23 protein-coding genes and 3 pseudogenes are annotated in these 20,877 nt (G+C 32.7%); 11 read left to right on the top strand and 15 right to left on the bottom strand.

All coding sequences use genetic code 11. The features are described 5' to 3' along the window. The first annotated feature begins 53 nt into the window (after positions 1 to 53). Both JG553_RS10865 and JG553_RS10860 read left to right on the top strand, forming a co-directional pair. Positions 54 to 449, top strand: a complete 396-nt coding sequence (locus JG553_RS10865; protein WP_000779136.1) for a DUF3147 family protein — start codon at positions 54 to 56, stop codon at positions 447 to 449. Between the two features lie 259 nt (positions 450 to 708). Beyond that, positions 709 to 1,278, top strand: a complete 570-nt coding sequence (locus tag JG553_RS10860) for a helix-turn-helix domain-containing protein (RefSeq protein WP_001054117.1) — start codon at positions 709 to 711, stop codon at positions 1,276 to 1,278. Between the two features lie 126 nt (positions 1,279 to 1,404). On the opposite strand, the gene JG553_RS10855 is transcribed toward JG553_RS10860, so the two are convergent. From JG553_RS10855 to JG553_RS10845, 3 genes and pseudogenes are all read right to left on the bottom strand, one after another. Beyond that, a complete protein-coding gene (locus JG553_RS10855) occupies positions 1,405 to 1,605 on the bottom strand; it encodes a cold-shock protein (protein WP_001059079.1) in 201 nt (66 codons plus the stop codon). 392 nt (positions 1,606 to 1,997) lie between these two features. Next, on the bottom strand, positions 1,998 to 2,189 hold the full coding sequence (gene vraH / locus JG553_RS10850) for a peptide resistance ABC transporter activity modulator VraH (protein ID WP_000672039.1): 192 nt from the start codon (positions 2,187 to 2,189) through the stop codon (positions 1,998 to 2,000). A 28-nt stretch (positions 2,190 to 2,217) separates the two neighbouring features. Continuing rightward, positions 2,218 to 2,544 (bottom strand): annotated as a pseudogene (locus JG553_RS10845) (IS30 family transposase); the annotation flags it as partial. 14 nt (positions 2,545 to 2,558) lie between these two features. Here JG553_RS10845 and JG553_RS10840 point away from each other — a divergent pair. Together JG553_RS10840 and JG553_RS10835 are read left to right on the top strand one after the other, a co-directional pair. Continuing rightward, a pseudogene (locus tag JG553_RS10840) lies at positions 2,559 to 2,645 on the top strand (toxin C-terminal domain-containing protein); the annotation flags it as partial. 1 nt (position 2,646) lies between these two features. Beyond that, on the top strand, positions 2,647 to 3,144 hold the full coding sequence (locus JG553_RS10835) for a hypothetical protein (RefSeq protein ID WP_000586232.1): 498 nt from the start codon (positions 2,647 to 2,649) through the stop codon (positions 3,142 to 3,144). A 59-nt stretch (positions 3,145 to 3,203) separates the two neighbouring features. Here JG553_RS10835 and JG553_RS10830 read toward each other — a convergent pair. The 4 genes and pseudogenes from JG553_RS10830 to vraD all read right to left on the bottom strand — a co-directional run. Then, positions 3,204 to 3,716 (bottom strand): annotated as a pseudogene (locus JG553_RS10830) (IS30 family transposase); the annotation flags it as partial. Between the two features lie 35 nt (positions 3,717 to 3,751). Next, complete coding sequence (vraH, locus tag JG553_RS10825; protein WP_000672038.1) at positions 3,752 to 3,943, bottom strand: peptide resistance ABC transporter activity modulator VraH; 192 nt, start codon at positions 3,941 to 3,943, stop codon at positions 3,752 to 3,754. A 92-nt stretch (positions 3,944 to 4,035) separates the two neighbouring features. Then, positions 4,036 to 5,916: a peptide resistance ABC transporter permease subunit VraE gene (gene vraE / locus JG553_RS10820; RefSeq protein WP_000143649.1), complete on the bottom strand. Its 1,881-nt coding sequence runs from the start codon at positions 5,914 to 5,916 to the stop codon at positions 4,036 to 4,038. Next, positions 5,906 to 6,664 (bottom strand): peptide resistance ABC transporter ATP-binding subunit VraD, encoded by a 759-nt coding sequence (gene vraD, locus JG553_RS10815; protein WP_000154162.1) that lies wholly within the window; start codon positions 6,662 to 6,664, stop codon positions 5,906 to 5,908. Before vraD ends, vraE begins: the two co-directional genes overlap by 11 nt. A gap of 282 nt (positions 6,665 to 6,946) precedes the next feature. On the opposite strand from vraD, the gene JG553_RS10810 reads away from it, so the two are divergent. Then, entirely contained in the window at positions 6,947 to 7,459 is a 513-nt protein-coding gene (locus tag JG553_RS10810) for an HdeD family acid-resistance protein (protein ID WP_000410771.1), read from the top strand. Between the two features lie 133 nt (positions 7,460 to 7,592). Here JG553_RS10810 and JG553_RS10805 read toward each other — a convergent pair whose 3' ends face one another. From JG553_RS10805 to JG553_RS10795, 3 genes are all read right to left on the bottom strand, one after another. After that, positions 7,593 to 8,387 (bottom strand): arylamine N-acetyltransferase family protein, encoded by a 795-nt coding sequence (locus JG553_RS10805; RefSeq protein WP_001017423.1) that lies wholly within the window; start codon positions 8,385 to 8,387, stop codon positions 7,593 to 7,595. Between the two features lie 242 nt (positions 8,388 to 8,629). Further along, positions 8,630 to 9,646, bottom strand: a complete 1,017-nt coding sequence (locus tag JG553_RS10800) for a HoxN/HupN/NixA family nickel/cobalt transporter (RefSeq protein WP_202106764.1) — start codon at positions 9,644 to 9,646, stop codon at positions 8,630 to 8,632. A gap of 164 nt (positions 9,647 to 9,810) precedes the next feature. Next, complete coding sequence (locus JG553_RS10795; protein ID WP_000174578.1) at positions 9,811 to 10,386, bottom strand: helix-hairpin-helix domain-containing protein; 576 nt, start codon at positions 10,384 to 10,386, stop codon at positions 9,811 to 9,813. Between the two features lie 224 nt (positions 10,387 to 10,610). Between JG553_RS10795 and rarD the strand changes: the two genes are divergently transcribed. Beyond that, positions 10,611 to 11,519, top strand: coding sequence for an EamA family transporter RarD (gene rarD, locus JG553_RS10790; RefSeq protein WP_001083804.1), 909 nt, complete (start codon positions 10,611 to 10,613; stop codon positions 11,517 to 11,519). A 412-nt stretch (positions 11,520 to 11,931) separates the two neighbouring features. Here the strand turns inward: rarD and JG553_RS10785 are convergent, their stop codons facing one another. Together JG553_RS10785 and bstA are read right to left on the bottom strand one after the other, a co-directional pair. Further along, entirely contained in the window at positions 11,932 to 13,350 is a 1,419-nt protein-coding gene (locus tag JG553_RS10785) for an anion permease (protein ID WP_000432356.1), read from the bottom strand. A gap of 237 nt (positions 13,351 to 13,587) precedes the next feature. Continuing rightward, positions 13,588 to 14,052, bottom strand: coding sequence for a bacillithiol transferase BstA (bstA, locus tag JG553_RS10780; RefSeq protein ID WP_000208915.1), 465 nt, complete (start codon positions 14,050 to 14,052; stop codon positions 13,588 to 13,590). A 166-nt stretch (positions 14,053 to 14,218) separates the two neighbouring features. On the opposite strand from bstA, the gene JG553_RS10775 reads away from it, so the two are divergent. Next, entirely contained in the window at positions 14,219 to 14,557 is a 339-nt protein-coding gene (locus JG553_RS10775; protein ID WP_000116417.1) for a PadR family transcriptional regulator, read from the top strand. Next, positions 14,547 to 15,314, top strand: a complete 768-nt coding sequence (locus JG553_RS10770; RefSeq protein WP_000949560.1) for a hypothetical protein — start codon at positions 14,547 to 14,549, stop codon at positions 15,312 to 15,314. Before JG553_RS10775 ends, JG553_RS10770 begins: the two co-directional genes overlap by 11 nt. A 118-nt stretch (positions 15,315 to 15,432) precedes the next feature. Here JG553_RS10770 and pcp read toward each other — a convergent pair whose 3' ends face one another. Together pcp and trhO are read right to left on the bottom strand one after the other, a co-directional pair. Then, on the bottom strand, positions 15,433 to 16,071 hold the full coding sequence (pcp, locus tag JG553_RS10765) for a pyroglutamyl-peptidase I (protein ID WP_000547833.1): 639 nt from the start codon (positions 16,069 to 16,071) through the stop codon (positions 15,433 to 15,435). Positions 16,072 to 16,222: 151 nt separating this feature from the next. Beyond that, positions 16,223 to 17,179: an oxygen-dependent tRNA uridine(34) hydroxylase TrhO gene (gene trhO / locus JG553_RS10760; RefSeq protein WP_001109273.1), complete on the bottom strand. Its 957-nt coding sequence runs from the start codon at positions 17,177 to 17,179 to the stop codon at positions 16,223 to 16,225. Between the two features lie 243 nt (positions 17,180 to 17,422). Here trhO and JG553_RS10755 point away from each other — a divergent pair, with 243 nt between their 5' ends. Beyond that, complete coding sequence (locus JG553_RS10755) at positions 17,423 to 18,394, top strand: SMP-30/gluconolactonase/LRE family protein (protein ID WP_000082559.1); 972 nt, start codon at positions 17,423 to 17,425, stop codon at positions 18,392 to 18,394. Between the two features lie 148 nt (positions 18,395 to 18,542). On the opposite strand, the gene JG553_RS10750 is transcribed toward JG553_RS10755, so the two are convergent. Beyond that, entirely contained in the window at positions 18,543 to 19,058 is a 516-nt protein-coding gene (locus tag JG553_RS10750; RefSeq protein ID WP_000181129.1) for a YceI family protein, read from the bottom strand. 379 nt (positions 19,059 to 19,437) lie between these two features. Here JG553_RS10750 and JG553_RS10745 point away from each other — a divergent pair, with 379 nt between their 5' ends. Together JG553_RS10745 and JG553_RS10740 are read left to right on the top strand one after the other, a co-directional pair. Then, positions 19,438 to 20,286 (top strand): SAM hydrolase/SAM-dependent halogenase family protein, encoded by an 849-nt coding sequence (locus JG553_RS10745; protein WP_000528923.1) that lies wholly within the window; start codon positions 19,438 to 19,440, stop codon positions 20,284 to 20,286. Positions 20,287 to 20,314: 28 nt separating this feature from the next. Next, the gene (locus JG553_RS10740) at positions 20,315 to 20,869 is read left to right on the top strand and encodes an ECF-type riboflavin transporter substrate-binding protein (protein ID WP_000743717.1); all 555 of its coding nucleotides are present in this window, start codon (positions 20,315 to 20,317) and stop codon (positions 20,867 to 20,869) included. The last annotated feature ends 8 nt before the right edge of the window (positions 20,870 to 20,877 follow it).

Here is a 20,877-nt window from a genome sequence, read left to right as displayed (position 1 = left end):
GATAATTAGTTGTATTCAGTTATTAAGTAATAAATTATTGGAGGCAGAACATCATGAAATTAACATTAATGAAATTTTTTGTGGGGGGATTTGCAGTATTATTAAGTTATATTGTATCTGTAACACTACCTTGGAAAGAATTTGGCGGTATATTTGCAACGTTTCCGGCAGTATTTTTAGTGTCTATGTTTATTACAGGTATGCAATATGGTGATAAAGTCGCTGTGCATGTAAGTCGTGGCGCAGTGTTTGGTATGACAGGGGTATTAGTTTGTATTTTAGTTACATGGATGATGTTACATATGACGCACATGTGGTTGATTAGCATTGTTGTTGGTTTCCTAAGCTGGTTCATCAGTGCAGTATGTATTTTTGAAGCGGTAGAATTTATAGCACAAAAAAGATTAGAAAAGCATAGTTGGAAAGCTGGAAAATCGAATAGTAAATAGTGTGAACGTAATCTCTTAACTAGGACTAACTTTGCAAGCATTGAATAGCATGGAAAAGTTGCATCATTAATAAGTGAAATTCAAGTTGGCATTGAGAAAATTACAAGCGCGTAATCATACAGGTCTGTCTTAAGGGAGTCTTCGAACCCCGATGTTGTCGTATGTCAAAACATTTAGTCAATCATAAAGGTGACTTGATTTAACTTTATCTGATAGTCTGATTGTAATGATTGTACTAATTGACTGGAGGCGTATGTAATTGAATCTGAGTAAACAAATTAAAAAGTATAGGGAACGAGATGGTTATTCACAAGAATATCTTGCTGAAAAGTTATATGTATCTAGGCAGAGTATTTCTAATTGGGAAAATGACAAAAGCTTACCAGACATACATAACTTATTAATGATGTGTGAATTGTTCAATGTAACTTTAGATGATTTAGTAAAAGGGACCATTCCATTTGTACCTGATATTAAAGCGCAACGAAGTCTTAACTTATGGACATATGTGATGCTTATTTTCATGACATTAGCTGCAATTTTAATGGGACCTTTAGTTGTTTATTGGAATTGGACTTGGGGTGTAACGGTGGCAATCATTTTGGGAATAGGTTTTTATGCATCTATGAAAATAGAAGATTTAAAAAAAGTGCATAAAATGGACAACTACGATCGAATTGTTGCTTTTATGAATGGAAAAGATCTTAGTGAAGTACAAACGACTAAAGCTAGAAATACGATGACAAATGCGCTTTCTATTATATCAGTAATTGGTATACTCAGCCTCATAATTTTCCTTAGTGTGTATTTGGCAAATAAGTTTTTATAAATCATCGTGGTATCGTCTCATATTATTTATATTATCCAAAATAGCATAAAAAAATACCAACAAGATTTAGAACCTTGTTGGTAATCAAAGCGATTCATTTATAATGAGTCGTTTTATGTTGTAAGATTAAACAGTTTGTACGTTAACTGCTTGGTCTCCACGTTGACCTTCAGTGATTTCGAAAGTAACTTTTTGACCTTCTTCTAAAGTTTTGTAGCCATCGCTAGCGATACCTGAGAAATGTACGAATACGTCTCCGCCATTTTCTTGTTCGATGAAACCAAAACCTTTTTCTGCGTTAAACCATTTTACTGTACCGTTATTCATATAGAAAACCTCCGTGTGCTTTTGCACTTAATATTTGTAACAAATTCATAACTAAAAAAGAGGATATTCTAAACAAATACACTACAATTTAATTCACGAGCTTTTATTACGTAAGACCAACTATACGCTCATATTGGCATAATGTACAGTGTTTTTTGAAAATAAATTAAAAAAGATTTTTAAAAACCTTAGAAACGTTGATTTAAAGGGGTTTATAAAAATAAAAAAATTGTAGTCTTTTATGGTGTTTGCTAGTTTTCAAAGTGACATATCGTTTAAACATGATGATTTTATAAGCAATCCATAAAAAACAAGCAGCGATAAACGCTACTTGTTGATATTAAAATCTGACTTGAAAGGTCATAGCAATGTTCTATACCGATGGAATGTGCTTACTTGCCTTTTTCTTCACGACGTTTTAAATAATAAGAGCCACCTAATAAACCAGCTGGAATGCCTATCATTGGTGTTGTGAATGAGCTTAATACAATAACAAGTATTGTTAAAGCAATGACGTTATACCAAGTTACAGTCAAATTTTTCAAATCCTCATATGATTGTTTTACTAATTCTCTAAATTTCATGATTCAATCTCTCCTTTTTTATAAATCTTTAGATTGTCAAATTAAGCTGGACAAGTTTATCATCTTCGATGAAACTCATAAATACTTCCAATGGTGTTCTATAACCTAAAGATTTTCTAGGATGATGATTGATTTTTTGAGCAACACTGATGATATGATCATCCGTTACTAAATTGAAATCTAGTTCTTTATCTAATCCACTGCGTCTAATTATTCCGTTAGAATGTTCATTTAAACCTCGCTGTGATGGCGTGCCTGGATCAGCAAAAAATATAGATATATCGTGACAGTTACATATTGTTTTCCAGTTTGAGAACTCCTTACCACAATCAAAAGTAATTGATTTAAATATATGAGAAGATAAAATGAAAAGGTGCAAGCAGTATTAAGAATTTAGGTAGCAAGAAAACAAGAAGTGGTACATACGATGCTAACCTAAAAAGAATTGGAGATTAAAATGATTATTAACCTTGAAACACAACAAATACATTTTGATTTAGAACATGAAATTCCCTATTTTCAAGCACCTGAGAAAAATAGGATACGCTTAGATATTGATGTTCTCAATAAAAAGCAAATTTCTAATATTATTAATGTTATATTTAATAACCAATCAAAGACGAAATGTACATTTTTGTCTGAATACTTATATCCTGTTAAATTTAGAGAAAAAACAAGAATTGGTCGTTTTTTTAATATTACTAACTGGTACGAAGAAATCCATTCTACCGATGAGAAGTATGTTATTGCAACTATTAAAAATATAAAAAACAAAGACTTAATTGATTATTCTTTATATATTAAAAAAGGTTTAGTGGAGCCATTTATTGTATTCTATAATCAAGAAAATATATTCTACATTAGCAATGCTGTTATAGATATCATCAGTGTATCCAAAGATACTCTTGATTATATAAAGTCAGAATTCAATGATCACTGTGCTTCGCCATACTGATTTTATAGCACAGAGAAAAGCCGTAGTTTCGAAGAGACCAACGGCTTTTTTATAAATCTTTAGATTGTCAAATTAAGCTGGACAAGTTTATCATCTTCGATGAAACTCATAAATACTTCCAATGGTGTTCTATAACCTAAAGATTTTCTAGGACGATGATTGATTTTTTGAGCAACACTGATGATATGATCGTCTGTTACTAAATTGAAATCTAGTTCTTTATCTAATCCACTGCGTCTAAGTATTCCGTTAGAATGTTCATTTAAACCTCGCTGTGATGGCGTGCCTGGATCAGCAAAAAATATAGATATATCGTGACAGTTACATAATGTTTTCCAGTTTGAGAACTCCTTACCACAATCAAAAGTAATTGATTTAAATATATGAGAAGGTAAAGATGAAAACATTGAGTGTAGAGCGTTTTCTATATCAGTTGCCTTACGACCTAAGGGTCGTAAGGTGATAATCATCTTGGATACTCTTTCTACCAAAGTAATGATTGCACTACCATGACGACGACCAACAATAGTATCTCCTTCAAGATGTCCAAACTCCTTATGTTTTCTTTGGTAGGAAATACATATTGAGTTTAGCACATAAGGCTTATTTATTTACCTTTTTCTTCACGACGTTTTAAATAATAGGCGCCACCTAATAAACCAGCTGGAATGCCTATCATTGGTGTTGTGAATGAGCTTAATACAATAACAAGTATTGTTAAAGCAATGACGTTATACCAAGTTACAGTCAAATTTTTCAAATCCTCATATGATTGTTTTACTAATTCTCTAAATTTCATGATTCAATCTCTCCTTTTCTTAAATCAATTAATAGTTATACTGCATTGCTTAAAATCAAAATATCTAATGAAGCATCTTTTAATCGTAAGTGTTAAATGGTTTTCTTAATCAATTTGTTTGAATGTATAAAAGCAATTAAAGCAAAAGTAATGTAAATGAGGGTGTATACAACAATTACTACAATAACCGGCATGAAGGAAATATTACCCATCAATTTCATAAATGCTATTGCGGCGAATACTGCATGTAATATAGCAATCAATAATGGTAAACCGAAGTTGAAAGTAATTTTTAATAATAATCCCTTAAGCATATCTGTATGCGTAAAGCCTATGCGTTTTAATATTCTGAAGTTACTTAGTTCATCCTCAGTTTCATCCATTTGTTTAATATAAATAATACATCCAGCTGCTACTAAAAATGCTAATCCTAAAAATGATGTAACAAATATTAGAATACCGTTAGTAGCATCGACCTCTTTTTTCATTTCATCATACGTGATGACTTTGTCTCCAAACTGTTTTGCAATTGCTTGAGCTTTTTCCTTTTGTGATGTTTGTTTAATATCATATCCATAAAAAGTATGAACGTTATTTTGTGTTTTCAACTGCTGATACTTTTCAGGACTTACTTCGATGACAGGTGAGTTGAAGCTTAGATTTAAAGGATAAACCTTACCTTTGTCTTCTTGTGTAACACGGAAAGTTTCATTCTTAGTACCTTTTACTACTAAATCTTTGTTTAAATGGATATTAATAATGTTAGGCAGCGATTTTGTATTTGTAATGATGGCATTGTTGCCTGTTAACTTGTTATTTGCACTTAAAATAGAATTCGTGCGACCTGAATCACTACCATTTTCCAAAGTAATAACCTGATCATTAACATTATCTACAGTAATAGTTTCGTAAGCATTTTTAGAAAATGTAATTTGTTGTTGGCTTAGTTTAGTTTCAAATTGTTTAGCATCTTGAGTAGCGACCACGTTAAATTCATTTGGTGCCATAGATGTAAGGGTTTGATCTGTATTTGATTTAGATAATGCCGCAAAACACAATACAGTTACTGTAACTGCAGAAATAATTGCAATGATAGTTAAAGACATGGCATTTTTCTTCATTCTGTACATAATAGACGATGTGAATACAACATCGGTAATAGATACGCGTCCATTTTTTGATTTTTTCAATGTTTTAAAAATAAGTGACACGGAACTTCTGAAGAATAAATAGGCGCCTACAACCGTTAAAAATAAAATGATAAACGGTGATGTCATAGCCATAGTTAGTGCTTTGAACGTACCAAACATTTCTGTCGCCATATAATAGCCTAGTGCAATCATAGCAATACCTAATACGCCTGAAATAACCTCTGCAGTCGTTACTTTAGCAGTTGTGGCATCAGTTTTAATTGAATCTTTCATCATTGATAAGATACTACGTCTTTTTAGAAATAAAGCACTTTGAAATAAAATCAGTACATACGCAATAATTAGCATGAAAATAGTTAAAACAAGGGCCATAGGTTCGAAATGTATCGATAAGTTAATCGATAACGACATCAATTTAGATACTATGGAAAGCAATAATTGTGCACCTGCAATGCCACATAATACACCGACAACACCTGTGATTAAAAATACGATCATTTGTTCAAGTGCTAACATTTTCAAAATGTTTTGTCGTGTTAAACCAATCAACTGAAATAGCGCAAATTCACGTGTACGGCGTTTTACGAATAAATGATTGGCATACATTAAAAAGATGACAATAATGATAAATAAAAATATTGATCCGACTAAAGCACCTTTCTTAATGATGGCCATCGAGTCGTCATTATTTACACCTTTAGTAAACTGTAAGGTTGTAAAACTGAAATATAAGACGATGCTAAAAAATAATGAAAATAAATACATTGCATAATGTTTTAAGTTTTGTCGTAAGTTTTTGAAAACGATATGGTTAAATGTCATTTGAGACACCACCTAATACTGATTGAAGATGTACAATGTCTTCATAAAAGGCCTGTTTAGAACGTCCTTCCTGATAAAGTTGTGTATGAATTTGGCCATCTTTTAGCATGATGACACGTTCTGCAAAACTTGCTGCAACCGGATCATGTGTAACCATGACAATAGTTGTATCAAACGATTTATTCATTTCTTCCAAACGTTGTAATAGGTCATTTGCACTTTTCGAGTCGAGTGCGCCTGTTGGCTCATCTGCAAATATGATTTGTGGTTTGTGAACAAATGCTCTCGCTGCTGCAGTTCTTTGTTGTTGACCACCAGATAATTCGCTAGGGTATTTATTTCCTAGGTCATAAATACCTAATGCTGTCGTGATCGCTTTATAATTTTCTTCCATTGTTGCCTTCGACATTTTTTGAACAGATAAAGGTAACATAATGTTTTCTTTAACGGTTAATGTCGGCAGAATACTGTAATCTTGGAAGATGAAACCTAATGATTCTTTGCGGAATTTGGCAAGTGCTTTTTGATTAAGTTTATTAAGCTCTTGTCCGTTAGCAATCACGCTACCGCTAGAAATTTGGTCAATTGAACTTAGTACATTTAATAAGGTTGTCTTACCTGATCCAGAAGGCCCCATAATCGCAACGAATTCGCCTTTTTGTATGTCAAAGTTAATATCTTTAAGTGCTTGAAATGTGTGCTTTTTACCGTATGTTTTTGAAACATGTTGCACTGATAATATCGTCATAGTCTCACTCCTTTTGTATTTAATTTCATTTTAAATAATGTTTGGAGTAGTAGCCTTTATCTAAACTTACAATTCAATGAATGAACCTTACAGAGTTGAAAGCTATCGCTACTTAGTAGATTTTTGAGTGAGGATACAGATTCATCGTACATATTAGACAAAAGCAATGGTGCTTTCTAAGTGATGATGTTTGTGTAAATTGAGAAAAGGGAATTTAATTATTGTATAATAAATTTTTTGTAAAAATTAAAAGAGGGTTTTATTTGAAAGGAATTGATTGTTATGGAAAAAGGAAATCAAGGTATTAAATGGTCTAGTTTAATAATGGGTGTATTATTATTAATGTTGGCAGTCGTTATTTTTACATTTCCAATTGAAAATTTTTATGCTATTACCTGGTTGATTGGACTGTTTGTATTAATTAACGGTGTGATTCAAATCGTTTACCGTAGAAAAGCAAAAGCTTTAGTAGGTGGTAACCAAAATTGGATTCTGTTTATGGGGATTGTAGATATTCTATTTGGTCTATTAGTTATTTTTAATGTTGGCGCAAGTTCAGCATTCTTTATTTATATGTTTGCTTTTTGGTTTATTTTTAGTTCTATCTCTGGATTATTTACGTTTTCGGGTAGTGGTAGCTTAAAACTAATTTCAGTGATTTTTAATTTATTAGGTATTGTTTTCGGTGTCATTTTATTATTTAATCCATTAATGGGTATCGTCTTTATTTCGACGATGATTGCTATTGCATTTGTATTCGTAGGTGTCATTTATGTTGTAGATGCACTTGCTTAAGTAAAATGAAGCGGTTCAAAAGAAGGGTGTGACATGAAGTTTGTGTCATATCCTTTTTGTTGTGTTTATGAAGCATAAAAAAGGGGCGCTACCTACAATAAGTAAGATACGCCCATATTTTTATATTTTACTATTATTGTTTTTCAATACGATTAATAGTTACATTTAGTCCAAAATATTTTTCTAAAAAATGTTTATAGTTATCTTTAGTGACATCAAATTTTTCTGAGCTACCATTCCTTGTTAAAGTTAAATGATTTTCAGACATTGTAGCACGGCCAAATGATTGTGGCATTGTAATTAATAAATGCTGTACAAATATTGAATCTGGATGCGTTTGATTATATTCGATGTTGCTATTAAAATCTTCTATTTGTTTAGGTTTGAATTCAGCTTCATATTTTGTATGCCAATGATCATTTTCGAATTTTTGAACATAGAAAATATCCTTGTCTTCGTTGTTAAAAATAGCGCGGAATGTACCACTGATATCAGTAATTGGTTGTGTATGCTCAGATGAAGTAATAGGAATGGCATGTAGAGGTAAGTCTCCAAAGCCAACATCAGTTACATAGAATACATCATTTATAGAAACAACAAGTGAAGCATGTGAACCGTTCAGACTACGACCGCCACCGGGTGTGTGAATAGTAGCTGACATTAATTCAGGATTAAATCCTTTTTGTTGTAAATAGGCTTTGAAAAATGTATTTAATTCATAACAAAAACCACCACGTTTATCATGAACAATTTTATTAAAAAGTGCATCGATATTTATAGATATCGGCTTACTATTTTGAACATCAATATTTTCAAAAGGTACAGTTAACATAAAACGTGTTGCATAATAATTTAATGCTTCAATACTCGGTCGATTATAACGAGATGAATCAATTTGTAAATAATTCTCTAACTTCGCAATATTCATAAGCATAGCGCCTCCTGTATTAAAGATTATAATTAAATTTTAAACAGAAATACTGAAATTTTAAATTCGAAAGCATTGAATTTTGGATAAATACATTTTAAATAGAAAAATACGCTCTCAAAATGAAGTCATCTCTAAAAGAAACGATTTAAAGATGACTACTGAGAGCGTAGCATAATGGAAGAAGTGTGCAGGGTGTCTAAAAATGCAACAATACAAAGGTAGTTGCAAGACAAGTTGCCTTATCTAGACCATTTGTGTTCTATGCGACCAAACTTCCAAATTAAACTTGAAATAAGCCAAGTAATTAAAAATAATGCAACTAAAATATAGCCTAAATAATCAAATTCGATCGAACCAATGAATGCCCAAAACGCACCATGTAAATCTAACTTATCAGCAAGAATTTGTAGCAATTCAATCATCCCAATCACTAATGCTGCCATGACTGATATCGCAGTAATCGTTATATTGTAATAGATTTTGCGAATAGGATTGAAGAATGCCCAATTATAGGCATACTTCATTACAACACCATCTAATGTATCCAATAAACTCATACCTGATGCGAATAAAATTGGTAAAGATAAGATTCCGATAAATGAAATGGCTTGTTGTGATGCGCCTGAAGAAAGAGCGAGTAACGCAATTTCACTAGCTGTATCAAAACCAAGTACAAATAAAAAGCCAAGTGGCAATACGTGCCAACTACGCGTGATTAATTTGAAATAAGGTCCTACAAATCGAGAAACCAATCCTCTAGATTCAAGTAATGCATCGACTTCAGCTTCTTCAATGTGTTCACGACGTAATTTAGCGAACAAGTTAATTAAAGAGATTAAAATAATTAGATTCAACACACCGATAAGCACTAAAAAGAAACCTGAAACTAGTGTACCAATCGTTCCACCAATATCTTGGAAATGCGGTAATTCATCTTTAGCCCATTTTACAGATACCCCTAAAAAAACAGCCATTAAAAATACGACAGATGAATGTCCAATTGAAAAATAGAAACCCACACCAGATGGATCTTTGCGTTGCTGTAATAATTTGCGAACCGTATTATCTATTGCAGCAATGTGATCTGCATCAAATGCATGACGCAAACCTAATGTATATGCAAGAATCCCCATACCAAATAAGATATGATGGTCTTTTCCAGCAATCCATAAAAAACTAAACCCAATAACGTGTAACAAAATGACAATAGCTATGTATGGTAACCAGCTTAAGCGCTCATTTTTAAAAACAGTCAAAATATATCCTTCTTTCATAACATGATATTTAATCATACTGTATGTTCAATGGGCACTCTAGTAATAAGTGTTCATATAACAAAAATGTTATGCCAAATTATTTGTTATATAAAAATATACATGTAACCACAAAAGATTTTTTGCGATATATATAATTTGATAAATTAACCAACAACAATGTAAGATGTCACTTTGCTTAACTTGGCATCCTTTTTATGATTTTCAAATTCAAAAAAATGAGCAAAATGAATCTCTTTACCAGTTTTTAATATTTCAATACCATGCATGGAACCTAAGCACCCATGTGTGATGCTGGAATGGATATTGAGACTAGCAACCTGATTGTAATGATTAGATAGTTCTTGAATTAATATTTGAGGTCCGTATATGTCAAAGCGGCCAGGGACAGACCAAATAAATTCTGTTGTAACCAGTGAACGTAATAATTCAATATCTAATGCTGCTGTAACAACTATAAAATCTATCATTTGTTGACGTTTAGGCGCATGATTGCATGACACATCTCCTGTTAACTTAAAAGGTAATGATGACTGAACTTCCGTTTTAAAATGTAGTTGGTGCTGAAATAAAGCTTGTTCCAATATTGATATAGCTTTAGGACCAACGCCATGCATCTCCATTAGAGATGACTTCGTATATTGTGATACTGCTTCTAATGTGTATATACCTTGTGAATTTAGCGCGCGTGTTGCAGGCTTTCCAATTTTAGGTAAAGTCATTTGTATCCATCCTTTATGTTGTATGGTAGTCTTTCTGGCAATATACCCTGATTTGTACAGAATTATTTATAAAATTAATATTGTTTAGTGGTTGGTGAATAAATGTGGGAAATATAAACAAAATGATATCTTTATCGAAATATTATTAGTAAAATCGTTATATTAGCATAACCAAGTGAGCGTATGCAGTAAATTAAAAATTAGGAAAGTAAGGAGGTTTGAAGGTGAATTCAGAGTATAAAAAAGGCATATTTTTAGCACTCAGTGCATACATTCTGTGGGGAATACTACCTATATATTGGCAGTTCGTTGATGCAATAGGCGCATTTGAAATTTTAGCCTTTCGTATTATATTTTCAGCAATATTCATGATTTTCATACTCGCGGTTGGACAAAAACAACGCAATGCATTTCAACGAGATATGAATCAATTGTTAGGCAAGCCCATTCAGCTATTAGCGATTGTCGTAGCAGGCTATGTCATTACATTAAATTGGGGTACATTTATTTGGGCTGTAACGAACGGTCACGTCCTACAAACAAGTTTAGGTTATTATATAAATCCACTTGTTAGCATTTTGCTCGCACTTATCTTTTTAAAAGAAAGATTCAATAAATTTGAATGGCTAGCCATTTTATTCGCATTCATCGGTGTATTATATATGACGCTCAAGATTGGAGAATTCCCAATCGTCTCTATTATATTAGCGTTATCCTTTGGTACATACGGATTATTGAAAAAAGTAGTACATATTGATGCCATCAGCAGTATTACGATTGAATGTATTGTTACCGCACCTGCTGGACTAATATACGTTATTTATTTATGGCAGCAACATCAGATGTCATTTGGATTGAACATGTCATCATTTTGGTTGTTATTTTCTGGTGCTATTACGGCAATACCACTAATCCTATTCTCAGCCGGGGCAAAACGTATTCCACTTTCGCTAATAGGATTTATTCAATACGTTGGACCAACAATAATGTTTGTACTCGGCATATTTGTTTTCAAAGAGCCTTTTAGTATAGATCAATTAATTACGTTTATATTTATTTGGACAGGTATTGTGTTATATAGTCTTTCTCAATACATTAAATTGAAGAAACATCCGGTCGCAAAAACCCTATAAAATACGAGGAAAGATAATTATACGTGTTTTCAATATCCTTTGTGTCATGATGAGGTGAGACTGAGGTATGTGTGCAGTAACAGTGACAGACGTATAAATTTGAAACATTAAATATGAAATAAGGCACTTTCGTTGAATTCGCAATTAAAATGAATTTAAACGAAGGTGTTTTTTGTATGATGATTTATGAGGGCATACGTAATGTTAATCAATGAAGCGGAATAGTATAGAAATGTATTTTATGTGATGTTACGTAATGACTTAAATCTTTATACAAATTTTCAGTGAAGCACGCAATGATTTAAAGGATAAACGTATTTTAAAAAGGGAGTCTTGATTTAGCAAAGGTTGATTTTAAATACAAATTAAAAAGCGCCCAAATCAATGAGATTCGAGCGCTAATTTAAATATTTTAAAATATACCAATTACTTTCATCCAAAGTGATCCTAAACCAATCCAGATAATAAAGTAGACGAAACCTAATATTAAGTTCATTGTCCACCAACGTTTTTGAGTCACGTAACCTGAAGAGAATAGAATCGGCGCTGGACCACTACTATAGTGTGTTGTTGAAGCTAATAGGTTACCGAAGAAACCTAACATTAATGCACTGAATAATGGTGGTGCACCGGCTGCGATGGCAACGCCTAGTAATGCTGCATACATCGCACTGATATGTGCTGTAGAACTTGCAAATAAGTAATGTGAATAGAAGTAGAACAATATTAAAATGACCAGGACTATAGGCCAGCTTAAGCCACCAAGACTTGTAGCAATGGATTTACTTAACCAAGGAATAAATCCAAGCTTGTTTAATTGGTCGGCCATTAACACTAATACTGAGAACCATACTAATGTGTTCCAAGCACCTGTTTCGTTTAAAATGTCTTGCCATGTTAAGACGCCTGTCAATAATAACAATGCTAGCGCAATAAAGGCCGTTAAAGTTGCATCAATATGAATGAAACTTCCGACAATCCATAGTGTTAACGCAACGACAAAAATACCAATCATAAATTTTTCAGCTAAAGCGATTTTACCCATAGTCGCTAATTCATTTTCAGCCCAACTCTTAGCATTTGGTGTTTCTTTAACAGTTGGTGGATAAATTTTATAAATAATAAAAGGTACAACAATTAAGGAAACAAGTCCAGGAACTAAAGCAGCTAGAAACCAATTCATCCATGTAATGTGAACATTAGATGTGCTAGATGCTAAATTTTGTGCAAGGGGGTTACCGGCCATTGCAGTTAAAAACATAGCCGCAGTAATTAAATTACCTTGGAATTCTGTGAAAACAAGAAATGCACCCATTTTGCGTGCTGATCCGTCTTTCGGTTTCGAACCAAATGATTCAGAAAGTGATTTGATAATTGGGAACATGATTCCACCAGCACGCGCGGTATTACTTGGTGTAGCAGGCGCTAGAATTAAATCTACACCGACGATAGAATATGCTAATCCTAATGTTTTTTTACCAAATAATTTGACGAAATGAAGTGCGATACGTCTACCAAGACCTGTTTTCACAAATCCTCTCGAAATGAAAAATGCCATAGCAATTAACCAAATGCTATTATTACCAAAACCAGCGACAGCCGTTTTCATGTCAACAATGCCAACGAGTACCATGATTGTAAATCCAATTATAGAGACGGCCCCAATTGGCATCGGTTGTGTAATACAAGCAATGATTGTCGCGACGAATATTGCGAACATATACCATGCTGTTGGATCCACAGCATCCGGTTTAAAAGGTGTAAGTGCCCAAATAAGGAGACCTACAACGATAGGGAGTATAAACTTACGATATTTAACCGTGTTTTCCATGTTAAAACGTCCTTCTTTCTATGTTTTATACATATTTCAATTTAAGAATAAAGCTAACTACAAAAGATGTACAGTAATAATTAAATATAAAATTAAATTAACGAAATCATTAATATAATTATTTTTCGAGAATCGGTGAAGAACTGGTATAGATGGTGTTTATTAAATTCAAAAAAGTGACCTTTTAAACAAATAAAAAACCCGTTAACGTGTTGTTAACGGTTAATAAGCACATATTTATTTTAAATTTTTTAATATACGAGACATCTCTTCAATTTTACCAGCATGAAGTGGGATGTGAATGGCATTTAATACTAATAACTCTTCTAAGTTATTACAACCGACAATTGGCTGTTTCAATTCAATTGCTAAATCATCTTCAGTTAGATTTCGTGCACGTTCAGGTAAAGTTTGGAGACCTTCTAAAATCCTTTCAATACTCGGTACTTCATCCTTCCATTCATCTGGAGACGAACCATTTCCGAATAAAGGTCTATAGATATTTAAATCAATATTCTCTTTACCAGCAACAGCTAAGGCCGATTCAAAAATTGTTAATACATGACCAAATTGCCAATGAATGGTATTAGAAAAAGGCTTATGATAATCATCAAGTACCTTTTCAACTTTCCAAGCATCATACACATTTACTAAATATCCTAACCCCATATCAATGACATCAAATACTGTTTTTGTAGTCATTATTAATTCCTCCCCCATAAATAAAATATACTTCCGTAAGTATTACCCTATTAACAAAGTTGTTAGTCATTTAAGGAATGTGTACAACAACTACCTTACAATAAAAGATAGTTGACGAAAAGTTCTCAATGTACTATCTTATTATGTAAGATAGTAGGTGATTAAAATGTCAGTGTCAGATCAGATTATGAAAGGTCTCTTAGATGGGGCGATATTAGGTCTCATTGCCCAAGGCGAAACGTATGGATATGAAATTATGACGAAACTTAAGAATCAAGAGTTTCCAGAGATAAGTGAGGGTAGTATTTATCCAGTTTTAATGCGTTTAAACAAAAAAGGATACGTTGATACGACAATAAAAAAATCTAGTAATGGCGGCCCGAGGCGGAAATACTATACGATTACCGATTCAGGTTTAAAGGAACTAAAAGTATTTAAATCGAAATGGCAAGTTTTGAATAAAGGGATGATTAACTTGTTTGGAGGGGAAAACGATGTTAAGTAAACAATCTCAAGATTTTTTAGAAAAATTACGTGTTGAATTGTTATTTAGAGGTAAGACTGAAGCAGAAGTAGAAGAGTTATTGGAAGAGCTCGAAGATCATTTAACTATGGCTGAAAAAAATAACGAAGATACAAGTTCAATTATTAATACACCGATTAAGTCAATGGCTGATCAATTATCACCTGAGATAAGTCTTACTACCGGTTTGTATAAATATATTACTTTGTACTTCGCTTTTATTTTAGCAGTCATTATAATTCCTAGGTTTTTAGATTTGGGTACATTTGATGTGACAATTGCATTTTTACTTTATATAGCTAGTATCGTTATTTTAGGTGTTGTCATTGGTATGCTGATTCTACGAAATACATTAGTCCGATTTGGTGACCAAAAAATAACGTATGTTATAAATGTGACTTATGGAATTATCGTATTTTTATGGATGATTTTAGGTGGCTTGATTATTAAAAAATATCCTATCTATAGTTTCTTTGAGTTAAGTGACAAACAGAGTTTCATCGTTGGGTTAGTACTTTTAATTGCGCTCATTGGAACTTGTATTTTAATTAAACAGAAAATTTATGCGCTCATCGTGTTGGTAATTTCATTGCCAAGTTTGATAGCAAGGATAGCAGCTATCTTTAGTAAAGAACCAGACACTTTTAATTTAGTTTCAGTAAGTATACTCATCATTCTAAATATAGCATTTATTATTTATACATTTGTAAATTTTAGGAAGTTAAAAAAAGAAGACTAAACAATGTCGTTTAGCTAAAATACATCATTATAGTAAAACTGTATACCAATCATCCAAAAGCACCCTAAAGTTAGACTTAAACTAACAAATTAGGGTGCTTTTGTTTGTGCACTTATAACTATTCCGTTGTGCCCAGGGCTAGGTGTAAATCCTCATCATTAGAAATAGCTTCAATGGCTGCAGTCAAACCTGCAACTATCTTTTCTAATGGCATAGATGGTGTATCGGGTTTACCAATGACCTGCTCTGGTATGTATGGCACATGAATAAATCCGAATCGTAGGTGAGGGTAATGCTTATCTTGTAAATAACCTAAGTGATAAAGTGTGTGATTACAAACAAATGTACCTGCGCTATTTGAAAGTGCTCCAGGAAGTCCTTGATTAATAATACTTTGAGTCATTGCTTTAACTGGTAAATTTGAAAAATAAGCTGGCGCACCGTCTAAGTGAATGGCTTGATCAATAGGTTGAAAATCATCATTATCTGGAATACGTGCATCATCAATATTAATGGCGACACGTTCTGGGGTAATGGCATTTCTACCACCAGCTTGTCCTATAGCTAGTACAACATCATAATGATTAGATGCCAACGTTTTATTTATAATATTATCTACTTTCTTAAAAGAGGTTGGTAGTTTTAATTTATCGATTGTATGTGTGCCAATAATATCTTCTAGTTGAGTCACAGCTTCCCATGAGGGATTGATATTTTGATTGTCAAAAGGCGCAAACCCTGTTACTAAAATGTGCATTTTAAGACACCCCGCAGTATTAAAATTTAATTTAGTATAACACGCGCATAATTAAAAACATATCAGGTTATGTATGCGCATAAAAAACAGCCTTGAAAAACCTTTATAAATCGGATTTTCAAAGCGTGTTTTGAAAGGTATTTAATTAAAACTAAGCATGTTGATGTAAATCATCAAAGTTTGTTAAACGTTGTTGCCACTCATTATCACTAATATTATTTGCTTGAACATAACGATTACGCTCATGTTTAGCACATTCATAAGAGCATGCACCTAAATATTTAGTTTCGTTTTCTTCAGAAACTAATATTTGTTTATTACATTCTGGGTTAGCGCAATTAATATAACGTTCACATGGTTTGCCATCAAACCAATCCTTACCAATAATTGTTTTTTCAACTTGGTTGATATCAACACTGATACGGTCATCAAATACGTACATTTTACCGTCCCAATATTCACCTTTTGTTTCAGGATCTTTACCATATGTAGCAATACCGCCATGAAGTTGAGCTACATCTTCGAAACCTTCTTTTAAAAGCCATCCAGAAAATTTTTCGCATCGAATGCCACCAGTACAGTACGTAACCACTTTTTTATCTGCAAATAACGCTTTATTCTCTTTAATCCAGTCAGGCAAATCTCTAAAACGTGTGATATTTGGACGAATTGCACCTCGGAAATGACCTAAATCAAATTCATAATCATTACGTGCATCAATAATGACTGTGTCATCATCTTCAAGAGCTTTTCTAAATTCTACAGGTGATAAATATTGGCCAGTTGTGTGTCTTGGATCGACGTCATCTTCTAAATCTAAAGCAACGATTTCTTTTCGAGGACGTACATGCATTTTCTTAAAAGCATGTCCTTCAGCTTCATCAATTTTAAACACCATATCTTTGAATCGTTCATCGGCATGCATATGTGCCATATATTGTTCGGTTTCTTCTTTTGTACCAGATAATGTGCCGTTAATACCTTCTGTAGAAACAAGAATTCTACCTTTTAAATGGTGTGCTTTACAAAAGGCTAAGTGATCCTGAGCAAACTGTTCAGGGTCATCAATCGTCATATATTTATAATATAAAAGAACTTGATAGTTCATAGGTTAATCTCCTTCTATAAACATGTTATAAGCATGTTAATTTTTAAAATAAAGCGTCAATACGCATATTTGTCTACGTCCATCATTTTAACAGAGTTGTATTGTCATTCAATATTTCTAGCTTGAAATCAGCCACTAGACCGATAAAATAGATAGATGAAACCGTTATCATTTTATTTGATAGTTATCTTGTTTAAAATAAAATTGATAGTTAAAACGAATGAAATGAAAGGAATGATCATGATGTCACAACAAGATTTACCTACATTATTTTATAGCGGGAAGTCCAATAGTGCTGTTCCAATTATATCTGAAAGTGAATTACAAACAATTACAGCTGAACCATGGCTTGAAATTTCCAAAAAAGGATTGCAACTAGAAGGATTGAACTTTGATCGGCAGGGACAACTCTTTTTATTGGATGTATTCGAAGGCAATATTTTCAAAATCAATCCTGAAACGAAGGAAATCAAACGACCTTTTGTAAGTCACAAAGCGAATCCTGCAGCAATCAAAATACATAAAGATGGCCGATTATTCGTTTGTTATTTAGGAGATTTTAAATCTACAGGAGGCATTTTTGCAGCTACAGAAAATGGTGACAACTTACAAGATATTATTGAAGATCTTTCAACAGCATATTGTATTGATGACATGGTATTTGATTCTAAAGGTGGATTTTATTTTACAGATTTTAGAGGATACTCTACCAATCCACTAGGAGGCGTTTATTATGTTTCGCCGGACTTTAGAACAGTGACGCCTATCATTCAAAATATTAGCGTAGCAAATGGTATTGCTTTAAGTACAGATGAAAAAGTACTATGGGTAACAGAAACAACAGCCAATCGATTACATCGCATTGCACTTGAAGATGATGGTGTGACGATACAACCATTTGGAGCTACCATACCGTACTATTTTACAGGTCATGAAGGACCAGACTCATGTTGTATTGATAGTGACGATAATTTATACGTAGCAATGTATGGTCAAGGTCGAGTGTTAGTTTTTAATAAAAGGGGTTATCCAATAGGACAAATATTGATACCAGGCCGAGATGAAGGGCATATGTTACGTTCTACTCATCCGCAATTTATACCTGGAACAAATCAACTCATCATTTGTTCCAATGATATAGAAATGGGCGGAGGATCTATGCTTTATACAGTTAATGGCTTTGCAAAAGGTCATCAAAGTTTTCAGTTTCAATAAGACCTACCTGAATGAAAGGCGTCTAAAATTAGGGTGAACAGTTAGTGCTTGTTACACATGAGTTAAACGAAAAATGCCAACTATACCTAGGGATGATATAGTTGGCATTTCGTATATATATTAAAACAATGAGGATTGTGTAATGAGATTATTCTGAGATTGAGAATTCAGCTGATGCTTCGAATTTAACATCTTTGCCTAGCATTACGCCACCAGTTTCAAGTGCTTGGTTAAAGTTAATGCCATATTTTTCTCTATTGATTGTACCAGTAACAATAATACCTGTTACTTGAGAACCATCCATAGGATTCTTACTTACTCCGTTGAATTCAACATCGAATGTTTCTTCGTTAGTGATGCCTTTAATTGTTAAATCACCAACAACTTTGCTTTCAGATACTGATTTTGTCACAAATGTAATTTTATCAAATTCGTCAGTACCAAAGAAATCACCAGATTTTAAGTGGTTATCACGTGCTTCGTTTTTAGTGTTAATTGAGCTTGGAATAATTGTTGCAGTAGCTTTCAAAGTACTGAAGTCATTAATATCTCCTTCAACAGCTACATCAAATTGATCAAATGAACCTTTCACTTTAGAAACCATTAAATGTTTAATTTGGAATTCTAAACTACTGTGTGCACCATCAAAAGTAAAGTTAGTCATAATATAAAACCTCCATATTTTTATCTCTTAGATATATTTTTTATACTTGATATACATACAATACCACCTAAAAAACAAAGATGCAAGCATTTTATTTCGAATTCGAATATTTTCTGTGATGTATTTAAAGAATGACCTATAAAACACCACACTATTGTTATACCCTAGTCAATTAATTCAAACATAAAGAAGTGATTACAAGTCCGTGAAATTTAGTTAATGAGATAAATCTGACTATTATTATCATTTTTATAGTCACTACTATTGACTTTGCATCAAGTGACTCGTACTATTTTAATATAATTCTGAAAATTCAAAATATAGAACATTAAATATGTAGATAATATTTTTTTGAAGTTTTAAAAAAAGGAGGCATTTTATGGGAAATTATTTGGTATTGCAATCAGATTTTGGACTTAGTGATGGCGCTGTAAGTGCAATGTATGGAGTTGCATATACTGTAAGTGATGATATACGTGTTGAAAACTTAACGCATGATATACCACCGTATGACATTTGGGTAGCGTCATATCGTTTATATCAAACTGTAAAATACTGGCCTAAAGGCACAGTTTTTGTATCAGTGGTAGACCCGGGTGTAGGTAGTGATAGGCGGAGCATTGCTTGCTTAACATATTCAGGTCATTACATTATTACACCTGATAATGGTTCTTTAAGTCATATTAAACATTACGAAGGTATTAAAAAAGTTATCGAAATTGATGAAGTGAAAAGCCGATTGCCTCATTCGGAAGAAAGTCATACTTTTCATGGTAGAGATGTTTATGCATACAATGGTGCGAGATTAGCTGCAAATAAGATAGCGTTTGAACGTCTCGGTCAGGCAATTAATGTTGATAGTATTGAGGCATTAGAAATAAGAGAAGTGACAAAAAATGAGGATTCTGTTACAGGAAGCATTGATATTTTAGATATCAGATTTGGGTCATTATGGACAAATATTCCATTGGCATTCTTAAAATCCTTGGAAATTGTTCATGGTAATAATTTGGTGGTAACAATTTATCATCAAGATAAGAAAGTCTATCAAAATATTATTAAATTTGCGCGATCGTTTGCAGATGTTAATGTGGGTGAACCTCTTGTGTATGTTAACTCGCTAGTAAATATTGGTGTAGCAGTCAATCAAGACTCATTTTCAGATTTATATCATATTGGTACTGGAAATGATTGGACGATTCATTTATCTAAAGCACCATCAATATAATGAATTTTTTATGTAAGGAGTAATGAAGATGAAAAAACAAGATATTTCAGTTAAAACTGTTGTTGCAATTGGTATAGGAGCAGCGGTATTTGTAATTTTAGGGCGTTTTGTTGTAATACCAACAGGTTTTCCTAATACGAATATAGAAACATCATATGCATTTTTAGCATTAATATCTGCAATATTTGGACCTTTTGCTGGTTTAATGACTGGATTAGTTGGACATGCTATTAAAGATTTTACGACATACGGTAGTGCCTGGTGGAGTTGGGTTATTTGCTCGGGAATTATAGGCTGTTTATATGGCTGGATTGGACTAAAATTAAATCTTTCTTCAGGCCGATTTTCTAGGAAATCGATGGTTTATTTTAATATCGGTCAAATTATTGCGAATATTATTTGCTGGGCACTTATTGCACCAACATTAGATATTTTGATTTATAACGAACCAGCTAACAAGGTTTATACACAAGGTGTTATCTCTGCAGTATTAAATATTATTTCAGTTGGCATTATTGGGACAATATTATTAAAAGCATATGCTTCATCTCAAATTAAAAAAGGTAGTTTACGTAAGGAATAGTTATTTTG

The sequence above is a fragment of the Staphylococcus sp. T93 genome (assembly GCF_016743875.1).
Classification (GTDB): domain Bacteria; phylum Bacillota; class Bacilli; order Staphylococcales; family Staphylococcaceae; genus Staphylococcus; species Staphylococcus aureus.
Note: the sequence above shows the minus strand (reverse complement) of the source record. Positions and strands in the feature narration are given on the sequence as shown.